General features: G+C 56.0%; 12 protein-coding genes and 1 pseudogene. 6 read left to right on the top strand and 7 right to left on the bottom strand.

Going from position 1 to position 13,317, the window contains the following annotated elements; genetic code table 11:
* Positions 1 to 200: 200 nt before the first annotated feature.
* The 4 genes from AB4N82_RS05675 to AB4N82_RS05660 are packed head-to-tail and all read right to left on the bottom strand — an operon-like array spanning position 201 to position 3,687.
* Positions 201 to 1,358, bottom strand: a complete 1,158-nt coding sequence (locus tag AB4N82_RS05675) for an osmoprotectant ABC transporter ATP-binding protein OsmV (protein WP_032886218.1) — start codon at positions 1,356 to 1,358, stop codon at positions 201 to 203.
* A complete protein-coding gene (locus tag AB4N82_RS05670) occupies positions 1,355 to 2,008 on the bottom strand; it encodes an ABC transporter permease (RefSeq protein ID WP_027604864.1) in 654 nt (217 codons plus the stop codon). Before AB4N82_RS05670 ends, AB4N82_RS05675 begins: the two co-directional genes overlap by 4 nt.
* A gap of 12 nt (positions 2,009 to 2,020) precedes the next feature.
* Complete coding sequence (locus tag AB4N82_RS05665; protein WP_032886219.1) at positions 2,021 to 2,914, bottom strand: glycine betaine ABC transporter substrate-binding protein; 894 nt, start codon at positions 2,912 to 2,914, stop codon at positions 2,021 to 2,023.
* 20 nt (positions 2,915 to 2,934) lie between these two features.
* Positions 2,935 to 3,687: an ABC transporter permease gene (locus AB4N82_RS05660; protein WP_242460935.1), complete on the bottom strand. Its 753-nt coding sequence runs from the start codon at positions 3,685 to 3,687 to the stop codon at positions 2,935 to 2,937.
* A gap of 295 nt (positions 3,688 to 3,982) precedes the next feature.
* On the opposite strand from AB4N82_RS05660, the gene AB4N82_RS05655 reads away from it, so the two are divergent.
* From AB4N82_RS05655 to AB4N82_RS05630, 6 genes and pseudogenes are all read left to right on the top strand, one after another.
* Positions 3,983 to 5,566 (top strand): peptide chain release factor 3, encoded by a 1,584-nt coding sequence (locus AB4N82_RS05655; RefSeq protein ID WP_032886221.1) that lies wholly within the window; start codon positions 3,983 to 3,985, stop codon positions 5,564 to 5,566.
* Positions 5,567 to 5,814: 248 nt separating this feature from the next.
* Positions 5,815 to 7,187 (top strand): annotated as a pseudogene (locus tag AB4N82_RS05650) (DUF6002 family protein).
* A gap of 27 nt (positions 7,188 to 7,214) precedes the next feature.
* Entirely contained in the window at positions 7,215 to 8,249 is a 1,035-nt protein-coding gene (locus AB4N82_RS05645; RefSeq protein WP_233896952.1) for a hypothetical protein, read from the top strand.
* Positions 8,242 to 9,441 (top strand): MFS transporter, encoded by a 1,200-nt coding sequence (locus AB4N82_RS05640; RefSeq protein ID WP_122752407.1) that lies wholly within the window; start codon positions 8,242 to 8,244, stop codon positions 9,439 to 9,441. Before AB4N82_RS05645 ends, AB4N82_RS05640 begins: the two co-directional genes overlap by 8 nt.
* A gap of 309 nt (positions 9,442 to 9,750) precedes the next feature.
* Positions 9,751 to 9,996, top strand: a complete 246-nt coding sequence (locus tag AB4N82_RS05635; RefSeq protein WP_032886224.1) for a hypothetical protein — start codon at positions 9,751 to 9,753, stop codon at positions 9,994 to 9,996.
* A 96-nt stretch (positions 9,997 to 10,092) separates the two neighbouring features.
* Entirely contained in the window at positions 10,093 to 10,353 is a 261-nt protein-coding gene (locus AB4N82_RS05630) for a hypothetical protein (protein WP_122764732.1), read from the top strand.
* Positions 10,354 to 10,451: 98 nt separating this feature from the next.
* Here AB4N82_RS05630 and AB4N82_RS05625 read toward each other — a convergent pair whose 3' ends face one another.
* From AB4N82_RS05625 to AB4N82_RS05615, 3 genes are read right to left on the bottom strand one after another with little or no spacing between them, the layout of a single operon-like run.
* Positions 10,452 to 11,423 (bottom strand): peptide ABC transporter ATP-binding protein, encoded by a 972-nt coding sequence (locus AB4N82_RS05625; RefSeq protein ID WP_095183822.1) that lies wholly within the window; start codon positions 11,421 to 11,423, stop codon positions 10,452 to 10,454.
* Positions 11,423 to 12,391 (bottom strand): ABC transporter ATP-binding protein, encoded by a 969-nt coding sequence (locus AB4N82_RS05620; protein WP_122764733.1) that lies wholly within the window; start codon positions 12,389 to 12,391, stop codon positions 11,423 to 11,425. The genes AB4N82_RS05625 and AB4N82_RS05620 overlap by 1 nt, the downstream gene beginning before the upstream one ends.
* Positions 12,392 to 12,401: 10 nt before the next feature.
* Entirely contained in the window at positions 12,402 to 13,313 is a 912-nt protein-coding gene (locus tag AB4N82_RS05615; protein ID WP_032886481.1) for an ABC transporter permease subunit, read from the bottom strand.
* Positions 13,314 to 13,317 lie beyond the last annotated feature (4 nt).

The raw sequence follows: 13,317 nt of genomic DNA, 5'->3' as shown, positions 1-13,317 counted from the left end.
CAAGAGCGTTTCGATGTGTCGAGGCGCATTGGAACCTATTCCTGAATCCTTGGAACCTGTGAGTTCTGACAGTCTTTAAGGCTTAGTTAGAATGAGATTTGCGCGGCTTATCGCGTCCTGACTCGGCTCATGCACTGCCGGGTTTGTGGAAAACTCGAACAGTGATGGGCCGTTTCAGCGTGAATGGGTCTAACTGTGCATCAGCTCAAGGCTGTCTCAGCCGGCGAAACGATACTGGTCTTGCCCCCACGGGACTTCCCGGAGCTCAGGTACTCGGCAATCGACTCCTGGGTCACTTCACCCAGGAACACCCGCTCGGCATCCATCACCGGCAGCCACGAACGATTGAACTCGTACATACGCGACAACAGGATGCGCAAGTGCTCGTCATACGCCGCCGTGGCGTTGAATTCGCGGAGGTACTGGCCACAAGTGCCGGTCTGACGGTGCAGGTCGCGACGTCGTACATAACCCAGCGCTTTGTTCTCGGCGCAGGTGACGACCACATAGCGGCGGTCGGTTTCGTCCATCAGCTCCAGGGCATCGGCCACCGGGGTTTCCGGGCTCACCGACGGGGCGTTGTCCGCCGCGTCTTCGGCCTTCACCAGCAGCAGGCGCTTGAGGGTGCTGTCCTGGCCCACGAAGTTGCTGACGAACTCATCGGCCGGGTGCGCCAGCAGCGTATCCGGATGGTCGATCTGCAGCAGCTTGCCGGCCCGGAAGATCGCGATCTTGTCACCCAGCTTGATGGCTTCGTCGATGTCGTGGCTGACCATGATCACGGTCTTGTTCAGCGCGCGTTGCATCTCAAAGAACTCGTTCTGGATCATCTCGCGGTTGATCGGGTCGACCGCGCCGAATGGCTCATCCATCAGCAGCAACGGCGCATCGGCCGCCAGTGCGCGAATCACGCCGATCCGCTGTTGCTGGCCGCCCGACAGTTCACGCGGATAGCGGTGCAGATACTGCTTAGGCTCCAGCTTGATCATGCTCATCAACTCGCGCGCGCGGTCGTGGCATTTTTGCTTGTCCCAGCCGAGCAGCTTGGGCACGACCACAATGTTTTCCTCGATGGTCATGTTCGGGAACAGGCCGATCTGCTGGATCACATAGCCGATGTTGCGACGCAGGGTCACTTCGTCGAGGTCGGTGGTGTCTTCGCCGTTGATCAGGATCTTGCCCGAGGTCGGCTTGATCAGGCGGTTGATCATTTTCAGCGTGGTGCTCTTGCCGCAGCCCGAAGGGCCGAGGAATACGCAAATCTCGCCTTCGTTGACGGTCAGGCTTACGTCGTTCACGGCCGAAACAGTTTTGCCGTTGCTTTGAAAAGTCTTGGTCAGGTTTTGAAGTTCGATCATTTGAGCAGTCCTTTTGGAGTCAGCGAGCGTTGCAGCCATTGCAAAAGCAGGTCGGCGAAGATGGCCAGTAGACTGACCAGCACGGCGCCAACGATCAGCATCGACATGTCGCTGCGGCTGATGGAAGCCAGAATAAGTACACCCAGGCCACCGGCGCCGATGGTGGCGGCGATGGTCATGACGCCAATGTTCATCACCACGGCGGTGCGCACACCGGCGAGGATCACCGGCACGGCGATGGGCAGTTCGACCATGCGCAGGCGCTGGCCGAAGGTCATGCCGATGCCTTTGGCGGCCTCGCGAATGCCCGGTTCGACGCCGGTCAGCGCCAAGTAGGTGTTACGCATGATCGGCAACAGGGAGTAGAGGAACACGGCGGTGATCGCCGGCATCGGCCCCAGGCCCTGGCCAAACTTCGAGTAGAACGGCAGCAGCAGGCCGAACAACGCGATGGACGGTACGGTCAGCAGCACCGTGGCGCTGGCTTGCAGCGGGCCAGCCAAGGTCGGGAAGCGCGTCATCAGCACGCCCAGGGGCACACCCACGACAATTGCCAGAATTACCGCGATGCCGACCAGGGTGATGTGCTGCCAGGTCAGGTGCAGGACTTGGGCCCAATCAAGATGGGAAAAGGCGTTCAGGAATTCCATGTCTTCTCCTTCTTAGTTGATGGGATGTTGGCGCAGGAAATCGGCGGCAACAGCGGATGGGCTTTCATGGTCGACGTCGACCCGCGCATTCAGCTGGCGCATGGTTTCGTCGTCGAACAGAGTGGCCAGCGGCTTGAGCTCGGCAGCCAGTTGCGGGTGCTTGTCGAGGTATTCCTGACGCACCACCGGCGCTGCGGTGTAGTCCGGGAAGTAGTGCATGTCATCCGCCAGCAGCTTGAGCTTGAAGGCGTTCAGGCGACCGTCGGTGGTGTAGACCAAACCGGCAAACACCTGGCCATTACGCAAGGCGGTGTAGACCAGGCCGGCGTCCATCTGCCGCGTGTTCTTGCGGGTCAGGTTCATGTCATACAGCTTGACCATGCCGGCCAAGCCGTCGGAGCGGTTGGCGAACTCGGTGTCCAGGGCCACCAGGCGGTGTTCCTTGGTGTCTTGCGCCATGGCTTTGGTGAGGTCGCTGATGCTGTTGATCTCAGGATGCTCTTCAGCCACTTTCTCTGGCAGTGCCAGGGCGTAGGTGTTGCTGAAGCGCGATGGCGAGAGCCAGACCAGGCCTTTTTTCGCATCGAGTTCTTTGACCCGAGCGTAGGACTGTTCGCTGTTGAGCTTCTCGTCGATGTGGTTGTAGGCCACCAGCGACACGCCGGTGTATTCCCAGATCAGATCCAGTTGCCCGCTTTCCTGGGCACTGCGCGCCAGGTTGCTGCCCAGGCCGCCGGTCACGCGGGTGTCGTAACCCTTGGTGCGCAGGTACTGGGAAGTGATTTCGGCCAGCAGGGTCTGTTCGGTGAACACCCGTGCGCCGATGCGGATCACCGGTTTTTCAGCGGCTTGCGCAATACCTGCCAACAGCAGGGCGCAGCTCAATATCAAGGTCAGTTTTTTCATGTGAATTCCTTTGCAAAGCCTTAAGACGGACGCAACCCGCGTTCCAGCCAGAGGCGGCTGGCCATGGTCACCAGACCGTCAAGCAGCAAGGCCAGCAACGCGGTGCACGCGGCGCCGAGCAGCAATTGCGGCTGATTGTTCAGGGCGATGCCGGGGAAGATCAGACTGCCGAGGCTGTTTGCACCAATCAGGAACGCGAGCGGCGCAGTACCCACATTGATCGCCAGGGCCACGCGCACGCCGCCGATGATGATCGGCACGGCGTTGGGCAATTCCACACGAAACAGCACCTGGCGAGGCGTCATGCCGATGCCGGTGGCCGCTTCTTTCAGTGAGCCTTGAACGTTTTTCAGGCCTTCGTAGGTGTTGCGCACGATGGGCAGGAGGGACGCGAGAAACAACGCGAAGATGGCCGGACCACTGCCGATGCCGAGGACGCCGAGGGCGATGGCCAGTACGGCCAGGGGAGGGACGGTGTTACCGATGTTGAAGATCTGCATGAAGCGTTCTGCGCGCCCGACCATGTTCGGTCGGCTGAGCAGGATACCGGCGGGGATGCCCACAATCAGGGCCGCCAGCATGGAGACTAGAACAAGGATCAAATGAGCTTGCAGGTAAAACAACAAATCGTCGCGGTACAGTTCGATCGTGTTGATGCCGATCCAGTGGACCAGCAGGGCCAGGAGAGCGACGACAACCACTCCTCCTATCAGCCCTTTGCCATAGCGAATAGCCACAGGCGGACTCCTTTTTTCTTTTGTCGGCGAACACATTTCCGAGCGGCAATGCCATTCCTGGCTGTCGGCGAATGTGGTCGCGAAAAGCAGCTCATCCATACCGGCAACGCGGTATCAATCCGAGCCATGAGCGCAGCCTCGTCAGGCTAACTTGCTGATTTATCAGCCCCTGTTCCGAGTGCGGTAGCAGGGGAGTGGACGTCTCTACCTTTTAAAAGGTTCCATACTTGGCAGCATTTAGCCACCCCCAATCGGGTGAACGGTGGTCCGGCCCCCGGGGTTTGCGCTATACTCGCCGCCCTTTTTTGACTCACCTGCCAGGCGATTTCCCATGACCCACCAGGCCGCCGAAGTCGCGAAACGCCGCACTTTCGCTATTATTTCCCACCCCGATGCCGGTAAAACCACCATCACCGAGAAGCTCCTGCTGATGGGCAAGGCGATCGCTGTGGCCGGCACGGTGAAATCCCGCAAATCCGACCGCCATGCGACATCCGACTGGATGGAGATGGAGAAACAACGGGGTATTTCCATTACCACGTCGGTCATGCAATTCCCGTATCGCGACCACATGGTCAACCTGCTCGACACCCCGGGCCACGAAGACTTCTCCGAAGATACTTACCGCACCCTGACTGCGGTGGATTCGGCCTTGATGGTCCTCGACGGTGGTAAGGGCGTTGAGCCACGGACCATCGCGTTGATGGACGTATGCCGCCTGCGCGATACACCTATCGTCAGCTTCATCAACAAACTCGACCGCGATATCCGCGACCCGATCGAGCTGTTGGATGAAATCGAAGCAGTCCTGAAGATCAAGGCCGCGCCGATCACCTGGCCGATTGGTTGCTACCGCGACTTCAAGGGCGTGTACCACTTGGCGGATGACTACATCATTGTCTACACCGCCGGCCACGGTCACGAACGCACCGAAACCAAGATCATCGAGAAACTCGACTCGGACGAAGCCCGCGCCCATCTGGGTGACGAGTACGACCGTTTTGTCGACCAGTTGGAACTGGTGCAGGGCGCCTGCCATGAGTTCAATCAGCAGGAATTCCTCGACGGCCAACTGACTCCGGTGTTCTTCGGTACCGCGTTGGGCAACTTCGGTGTCGACCATGTACTCGACGCCGTCGTGGACTGGGCGCCGAAGCCTTTGGCCCGTGTCGCCAACGAGCGCACGGTTGAGCCGGTCGAAGAAAAATTCACCGGTTTCGTGTTCAAGATCCAGGCGAACATGGACCCGAAACACCGCGACCGTATCGCCTTCATGCGCATCTGCTCCGGCAAATACGAAAAAGGCATGAAGATGCGCCACGTGCGCACCGGCAAGGACGTACGCATCGGCGACGCCCTGACGTTCTTCTCCTCCGAGCGTGAACAACTCGAAGAGGCTTACGCCGGCGACATCATCGGCCTGCACAACCACGGCACCATCCAGATTGGCGACACCTTCACCGAAGGCGAAGCGCTGGGCTTCACCGGTATCCCGCACTTCGCCCCGGAACTGTTCCGCCGCGTACGCCTGCGTGACCCGCTGAAATCCAAGCAACTGCGCCAAGGCCTGCAGCAACTGGCGGAAGAGGGCGCCACCCAGGTGTTCTTCCCCGAGCGCAGCAACGACATCATCCTCGGGGCCGTCGGTGTGCTGCAGTTCGATGTGGTCGCCAGCCGCTTGAAAGAGGAATACAAGGTCGAATGCTCCTACGAGCCAATCACCGTGTACTCCGCTCGCTGGATCGATTGCAGCGATAAGAAGAAGTTGGAAGAGTTCTCCAACAAGGCTGTGGAAAACCTGGCGGTCGACGGCGGTGGTCACCTGACCTACCTAGCACCGACACGGGTCAACCTGGCGCTGATGGAAGAGCGTTGGCCGGATGTGAAATTCCGGGCTACTCGCGAGCACCATTAAGGTCTGAGCGGTAAGAAGAAGGGCGAAGCTGTGATGGCTTCGCCCTTTTTTGTGGGACCTCCCGATGAGTGCCATAGTGGTTTTCTAAATATTTATCTGTGGTTTTTTTCTTATAAAGCAGTAGTCCAAATCCTTCATATAAGTAGCTCTATTCTATTTCTTTGTTCGTCTTGATTTTCATGATGACAAGGGTTTTTCCTACGTCTAGCTTCCATGTCGCGCTACCCTATTTTATGGAGTAACTACAGATGGATAATGCTAACCCGGCAGCGGCGTTAAGAAGCGTGGAAGGAAGAGTCAATGAAAGGGTCGCTATTCTAGAACGCTACTACGATTTACTTTCACAAAGTTCTGCCGGTTTTGAATCGCCTAGCTCTAATGGCGGGTTCGAACCTTCAATGGAACTGCCGTTATTGAATGAGCCTATGCGCCAATTTCTTTCAGTAGCGACAGCGCAGTTTTTTGAGCTTGGAGCGTATAGGGACGTACCACTACGCTTACTTGATCTGAGAGGAAATCCAAATACACAAACAACGAAAACACTTGCATCGACCCTGATAGTTGCTCGCGCTATCTGTCATATCCAGAAAACAGGGAGAGGATTTTACTGTTTTCACCTTCCTCGGGAAATAAGGCAATAGCATTGCGCGACGCTGTACTGCGTGCCCTGCAGGCAAAATTGGTTGATGAAACACAACTGAGGATTATTACACTGACCCCAGCCCAAACTGTCGAAAAACTTAGATCTACAGAACTATATGACAACCCGAGGCTTCGTGCTCTAAATCCAATTTTCGTGCTAGATACGGACTCGCCAGAACGAGTGAAGGTGATCGGTCAGGATTTTAAGGGGGCGTTTTCTAAGGCAGGGATCAGCGACTTAAAGTTATGGCATTCGCTACGCCTTGAAAACTACCGCTTTTCTGACCAAACCCGAGCTTTTTTTGACTTCGAATACGGAGACGCTTGGGATGTGGGCAGAAAAACAGTACATGTGCATGCAGTCTCAAGCGCATATGGACTCTTAGGCTATTTGTCAGGGGTAAAATTTTTAAGGGAAAACAAACACGCTGTAGCATCGCCATCATTTCTATTGGTCCAGCATTTGGCTACAAGTGACATGGTACTCCACATGCTGGATGGTGATTTTTCAGGAACGTCTACGCCTCGCTATTCACGTTTGGTCGGCGGACTATGGGGGCAATCAGCATCCCCACATTTCCCTGCTACGACTTGGAGTCCAAGTGAGGTCCTTGAACCAACTTTTTATACACATCAGCCTACTACTGCTGATGAGATGACTGCAGCAATAAGAGAAGGCGGCGGTTCAGGTATTGTTGTATCTCTTCATGAATGCTTGCAGCGTTATAGCGAGTGCGTGCAATTATTAGCGAATACCCCGGTGAAGCTACCCTCAGACCCTCGGGATCTTAAGGAGTGGTCATTAGTCATGGCGCTCTGCGGGTGTTTGAATGCAATTGATCGTGGATTATTAACGCCGAGTAACGGATGTACCATACATGCTTCTGGCTCCTACTCATGTCAGGATTATAAACGCATCGCTGCAAATGGTTTGACTTATATAAACACTGCTGAAGAAATGCTGGCGTTTTTTCGCTAGCGTTAATCATAAAGTTGGGTTGTGAGTATGTCGGTAGATAAGTTATGCCATTTTCGCGTTGTCAAGGGATACTCTGTATTAGGTGAAGAGGCTGAAATTACATATGTGGGTGTCAGAGAGGGGTTGGTCTATATTGCGCCGTTTATAGAAGAGCGTTTTTTCGAACGTTCATCTGTAGTCCGTCAAGGCGCTTTTGAATGGAGGGAGCTTGAATGCTTTCTGCAAATAGTCAAAAGCGAGATGTTATGTCTAATGGCCCCTAAGACGATCATTAGCCACTTTGCGCTGGACAGTGATGTTGTGGGGGTAAGTCGTATCCATCAGGCGGTTGATGTGTCTGGACCCTGGGATGACATAAAGAGCCAGCTGTCTAAGAGAGAGGGTAAGCGGCGAGAGCAATGTGTCGCTCAGGGATTTCATTACAATGTTTCGTTTGAAGATCATGATTTTTTTGAGTTTTATCACTCGATGCATTTGCCAACGATGAAGAGTCGCTATGGAGATCTGGCGCGTAGCGTCGAGGAAAAAGAAGCATACGCTCGCTTGTTCAAACAAGGCGTGTTGTTTCGGATATACGATGCCAAGGAGTGGGTCGCGGGAAGCGTTTCGCAAATTGATAAGTCTGGTCGGATACTAAATGCTCGGCTAATCGGAGTTAAAAATGGGAGCGGTACTTATCGGGTTAACGGCTCTCAAAACTTTGTTTATCACTCAATTATAGAGTGGGCGGCGAATAGTTCAGCTATTGACTATGTTGATTTTCAGGGGTGCGAGCCATTTCTGACTAAGGGGACGTTTCAATATAAAAAACGGTTTGGTACGAGAGCTGTTATTCCGGAAAATAATTTCGGTGATTGGCGTTTGCTTATTCGGATGGCAGCACTTAGCCCCTCAGTCAGGTATTTTTTAATAAATAACCCTCTGTTAATAGAGGCTGGGTGTAAGTCGTTAAAGGCGCTATATTTTTACGATGCAAATAATGTTGCGCGCTTAGATATTCCGTTCGAGTCAAGCGGAATAGATGGGGCGGTGTTTCGGGATTTGGATTCGCTATATGGTTAGGTTTAATTTCTTTGCCTCTCGACTTAATCATTATTTCAGTCAAGTGGCTTGGGTGCTTGCATCACTGATTTTTATTAATCGAGTGAGCGCCATGGTCAAGCTGTTTATGGCGCTGTATCTCCGTCAAATTCTGGGTTTGCCTATTGAATGGGTCGGCTGGTTGTTGTCGGGTTATGGTGTCGGCCTTTTAGTAGGTTCGTTGGGTGGGGGCTTATTAAGTGATCATGTCCCTTGCGCAAAACTTACTCTAATACTTTTATTCGGATGTGGCATCGTACTGGTTCTCTTGGGGCTTAGTACGAATATGTATGTGCTTGCTGGGCTTCTGGTATTAGGCGGTGTATTTGATGGGGCCGTTCGAACACTGCACCAACGTTTAATCATGGAATATTGTGATGTGATGGAAAGGCCTCGGGCCCAGGCATTGAATCGCGTCGCAGCGAATTTAGGAATGGCGGTTGCAGGGGTGATGGGCGGTGCATTGGCACAAATCGACTTTCGATGGTTGTTTTTTGTCAGTGCTGCGGTGATGTTTTCTGGGCTTCTGTGGTTTGCCTATTCGATTTTACATAGAACTGTAGAAGTGTCGTGTGTTCCAGACGACTTCAATAAGACTTCCCAAAAGCCCTACAGAGACCGATCTTTTCTCTGGCTATTGGCGGCCAGCGTTTTACTTGGACTTGCCTTTGAACCGATCTACAGCATGCTTGGGAATTACTTGATCGACTACTATCACCTCGGTGCGGACTTTATAGGATGGCAATTTGCATTGAATGCTGGGTTGATTGTGGTACTGCAAATTCCAATTTCTCACTGGACTGAGCGCTGGGGGGCTCGTCGCCAGATTTTAACCGGCAGTCTGCTGCTTGCTGTTGGGCTAAGTATGTTGCCTTTTGGCTCTGATCCATTTTATGTTTTTATATCAACTGCACTTTGGACGCTTGGCGAAATTCTATTTTTGCCGACCCTAAGCGTACTTGTTATGCAGTTTGCGCAATCTGGTAAAAGCGGGCATTACTTCGGGCTTTTTTCTGTTTGCTGGAGTGCCAGTGCCGTTTTTGGTCCGGCATTGGGCGGACAAATTTACGGTTTGTTCGGTGGGCATAGCATTTGGGTGGTAACAGCTACATTGGCAATGTGTTCAATGCCCTTTATCTATCAAGCTACTCGTTTCGAACCCGAACCCTTATAGACTCCTGGCATTTATGGAGGCGCGTTGGCCGGATGTGAAATTCCGGGCTACTCGCGAGCACCATTAAGGTCTGAGCGGTAAGGAGAAGGGCGAAGCTGTGATGGCTTCGCCCTTTTTCTTGGGCGTTGCAAAACAAAATGTGGGAGGGGGCTTGCCCTCGATAGCAGTGTGTCAGCCAGTACATTCGGGGCTGACACTACGCTATCGGGGGCAAGCCCCCTCCCACATTTTTGCTTTCAACAGGCATGGGATTGGCGAGAAGCCTGCATCGGGTCTAGCGTTTACCCACCGACTGTAAAGGAGACCACCGTGCGAAATGTTCAACGCGCCATCCCCTTGGTGTTGCTGGCCGCTCTGGGGCTGACGGCCCTTCCGGCACTGGCGGGCGCAGGAGCGCCGCAGTGGAAGGACACCGGCCCTGTCACCAAGAAGAAGCAAAACGAGGTCAACTCCGGCAGTTGGCAGCCGCAAGCCCAGCCTGCGCCCAAGGAGGATGCGGAAAACCCTTACAACGAAGGCGAAGACAGCGAAACCTACGACGACGGCGACACCTGAGCCCTGGCGCAAACACCGTATCGCGGCTAGCGTCAACGCTGGCGGGGCTGAACAGCTGCCGCGCGGGATTCACCTACTGACTGGACGGAATCAACCATGAGTATTTTTCAACGCGTAGTGTTGTTGATAAAGGTGCTGGTGCTGTTGTCGTTGGGGATGTCGACGGCCTGGGCGCATAACCCGGCGCAGGGCGGTGTGGCGCTGTCGGCGGTGCACAGTGCGCAGGATCTGCAACTGGCCAAGTCCGAGGCTGAACCGGGTGATCAAGACCAAGGCGGCAGCAAGGATGATGAAGACTCCACCACCGACGATCCGGACAGCGATGACCCGGACGATGAAGGCGACAGCCAGACATAAAAAACCCCTCCTGCCAGGCTGATGCGCAACCTGGCGGGAAGGGCTGTAGAACTCAAGCAAGGCTCTGGAGTGAAACCCCAGGGCCTTTTTTGTGGGGATCAGGCCACGAACTGCTCGGCATAGTGGCAAGCCACCTGCCGGTTATCCAAGGCGCGCAATTGCGGCTCCTCGCTGCTGCACCGCGCCGTCGCGTACGGGCAGCGCTTGTGGAAAGCGCATCCTGACGGCGGGTTCAGTGGATTGGGCAACTCGCCGACGATTTTGATCTTCGGTTTGTTCGGATCCGGATGAATGGTAGGGGTGGCCGACAACAGCGCCTGGGTGTACGGGTGCAAAGGGCGCGCGTAGATGTCTTCTTTAGGGCCCACCTCCACTGGACGGCCGAGGTACATCACCATCACGTCATCCGCGACGTGCTGCACCACCGCCAGGTTGTGGGAAATGAACACGTAGGCCGTGTTGAATTCCTGCTGCAAATCCATGAACAGGTTGAGTACCTGCGCCTGGATCGACACGTCCAGTGCCGAGGTCGGTTCATCCGCCACCAGCACTTTCGGTTGCAGCATCATGGCGCGGGCCAGGGCGATGCGCTGGCGCTGACCACCGGAGAACATGTGCGGGTAGCGCTGATAATGCTCAGGGCGCAGGCCCACTTGCTTCATCATCGCCTGCACTTTTTCGCGGCGTTCGGCGGCGGACAGATTGGTGTTGATCAACAGCGGCTCGCCGAGTTGATCGCCGACCTTCTGGCGCGGGTTCAACGAGGCGTACGGGCTCTGGAACACCATCTGCACGTCTTTGCGCAATTGCTTGCGCTGGGCCTTGTCGGCGCCGGCCACTTCCTGACCGGCGATTTTCAAGGAGCCGGACGACGGTTCTTCAATCAGCGTCAGTGCACGGGCCAGGGTAGATTTGCCGCAACCCGACTCGCCTACAACCGCGAGGGTCTTGCCGGCTTCCAGTTCGAACGACACACCATTGAGGGCGCGCACGGTGGCGTGGCCCTTGAACAGGCCACGGGACACTTCGTAGTGACGGGTCAGGTCGCGGGCGGTAAGAACGACGGCCATTACGCCACCTCCTGGTTCAAGGGGTAGAAGCAGCGTGCAAGGCTGTTGGATTTAGGGTCGAGGCCCGGGCGTGTCTGACGGCAGCTGTCCTGCACATACGGGCAACGCGGCGACAGCAGGCAACCCTGCGGGCGGTCATAGCGGCCGGGCACGATACCCGGCAGCGTGGCCAGGCGCGTAGCTCCGAGGCTGTGTTCAGGGATCGCCTTAAGCAGCGCTTCGCTGTACGGATGTGCCGGAATGTCGAACAGTTGCGGCACTTGGCCGACTTCCACGGCTTGGCCGGCGTACATCACGCACACGCGCTGGGCGGTTTCCGCCACGACGGCGAGGTCGTGTGTGATCAGCACCAGGCCCATGTTCTGCTCTTTCTGCAGGGCCAGCAGCAGGTCCATGATCTGTGCCTGGATGGTCACGTCCAGCGCGGTAGTCGGCTCATCGGCGATCAACAGCTTGGGCTCACCGGCAATGGCCATGGCGATTGCCACACGTTGGCTCATGCCGCCGGACAGTTGGTGCGGGTAGGCGTCCATACGGCTGGCGGCGCCCGGGATTTCGACCTTTTCCAACAGCTCGATGGCACGCTTGCGCGCTTGCTTGCCGGACATTTTCAGGTGCAGGCGCAGCACTTCCTCAATCTGGAAACCCACGGTGTAGCTCGGGTTCAGCGCAGTCATCGGGTCCTGGAACACCATCGCCAGGTCTTTGCCGACGATCTGGCGGCGCTGGCGGTTGCTCAGCTTGAGCATGTCCTTGCCGTCAAAGTTCAGGGCTTCTGCGGTAACGATGCCGGGATGCTCGATCAGTCCCATCAGCGCCATCATGGTCACGGATTTACCCGAGCCCGATTCGCCAACGATCGCCAGGACTTCGCCTTTGTCGACCGAAATGTCGAGGCCATCGACCACTGGCACGGCGGTCTTGTCGCCGAATCGTACGTTGAGATTCTTGATTTCTAACAGTGACATGGGAATCTCCTCAGGCGGCGTTCTTGAGTTTCGGGTCCAGCGCGTCGCGCAGTCCGTCACCCATCAAGTTGATTGCCAGCACGCTGAGCAAAATGGTCAAACCAGGCAAGCTCACCACCCACCAGGCGCGTTCGATGTAGTCACGGGCCGAAGCCAGCATGGTGCCCCACTCAGGGGTTGGCGGTTGAACGCCCAAACCGAGGAAGCCCAACGCGGCAGCGTCGAGAATCGCCGAAGAGAAACTCAGGGTCGCCTGCACGATCAGCGGTGCCATGCAGTTAGGCAGCACGGTGATGAACATCAGGCGTGGCAGGCCTGCACCGGCGAGGCGCGCGGCGGTCACGTAGTCACGGTTCAACTCGCCCATCACCGCCGCGCGGGTCAGACGCACATAGGACGGCAGCGAGACGATAGCGATGGCGATCACGGTGTTGATCAGGCCAGGGCCGAGGATTGCGACAATGGCAACCGCCAGCAGCAGCGACGGCAGGGCCAGCATGATGTCCATCAAGCGCATGATGGTCGGGCCGAGCAGGCGCGGGAAAAAGCCCGCGAACAGCCCCAGCAGGATGCCGGGAATCAGCGACATCACCACCGACGACAAACCGATCAGCAATGACAGGCGCGAGCCCTGGATCAGGCGCGAGAGCAGGTCACGGCCCAGCTCGTCGGTGCCGAGCAGGAACTGGATCTGCCCGCCTTCCAGCCACGACGGCGGGGTGAGCAGGAAGTCACGGTATTGCTCACTCGGGTTGTGGGGTGCAACCCACGGCGCGAAGATCGCGCAAAACACGATCAACAACATGAAGAACAGGCCGGCAACCGCGCCTTTGTTCTTGGAAAAGGCTTGCCAGAATTCTTTGTACGGGGACGGGTACAGCAGGCTTTGATCGACTGCTGACACGGGAGTAGGTGTGGTCATGGTC

The sequence above is a fragment of the Pseudomonas sp. H1_D04 genome (assembly GCF_054683855.1).
The sequence above is the reverse complement of the archived record's forward strand: the minus strand, read 5'-3'. Positions and strand labels throughout refer to the sequence as shown.

What these genes read in the sequence shown, in the direction of transcription:
- AB4N82_RS05675 (WP_032886218.1), bottom strand. Translation starts at nt 1,358, where the DNA reads ATGATCGAACTTCAAAACCTGACCAAGACTTTTCAAAGCAACGGCAAA.
- AB4N82_RS05670 (WP_027604864.1), bottom strand. Translation starts at nt 2,008, where the DNA reads ATGGAATTCCTGAACGCCTTTTCCCATCTTGATTGGGCCCAAGTCCTG.
- AB4N82_RS05665 (WP_032886219.1), bottom strand. Translation starts at nt 2,914, where the DNA reads ATGAAAAAACTGACCTTGATATTGAGCTGCGCCCTGCTGTTGGCAGGT.
- AB4N82_RS05660 (WP_242460935.1), bottom strand. Translation starts at nt 3,687, where the DNA reads ATGTGTTCGCCGACAAAAGAAAAAAGGAGTCCGCCTGTGGCTATTCGC.
- AB4N82_RS05655 (WP_032886221.1), top strand. Translation starts at nt 3,983, where the DNA reads ATGACCCACCAGGCCGCCGAAGTCGCGAAACGCCGCACTTTCGCTATT.
- AB4N82_RS05645 (WP_233896952.1), top strand. Translation starts at nt 7,215, where the DNA reads ATGTCGGTAGATAAGTTATGCCATTTTCGCGTTGTCAAGGGATACTCT.
- AB4N82_RS05640 (WP_122752407.1), top strand. Translation starts at nt 8,242, where the DNA reads ATGGTTAGGTTTAATTTCTTTGCCTCTCGACTTAATCATTATTTCAGT.
- AB4N82_RS05630 (WP_122764732.1), top strand. Translation starts at nt 10,093, where the DNA reads ATGAGTATTTTTCAACGCGTAGTGTTGTTGATAAAGGTGCTGGTGCTG.
- AB4N82_RS05625 (WP_095183822.1), bottom strand. Translation starts at nt 11,423, where the DNA reads ATGGCCGTCGTTCTTACCGCCCGCGACCTGACCCGTCACTACGAAGTG.
- AB4N82_RS05620 (WP_122764733.1), bottom strand. Translation starts at nt 12,391, where the DNA reads ATGTCACTGTTAGAAATCAAGAATCTCAACGTACGATTCGGCGACAAG.
- AB4N82_RS05615 (WP_032886481.1), bottom strand. Translation starts at nt 13,313, where the DNA reads ATGACCACACCTACTCCCGTGTCAGCAGTCGATCAAAGCCTGCTGTAC.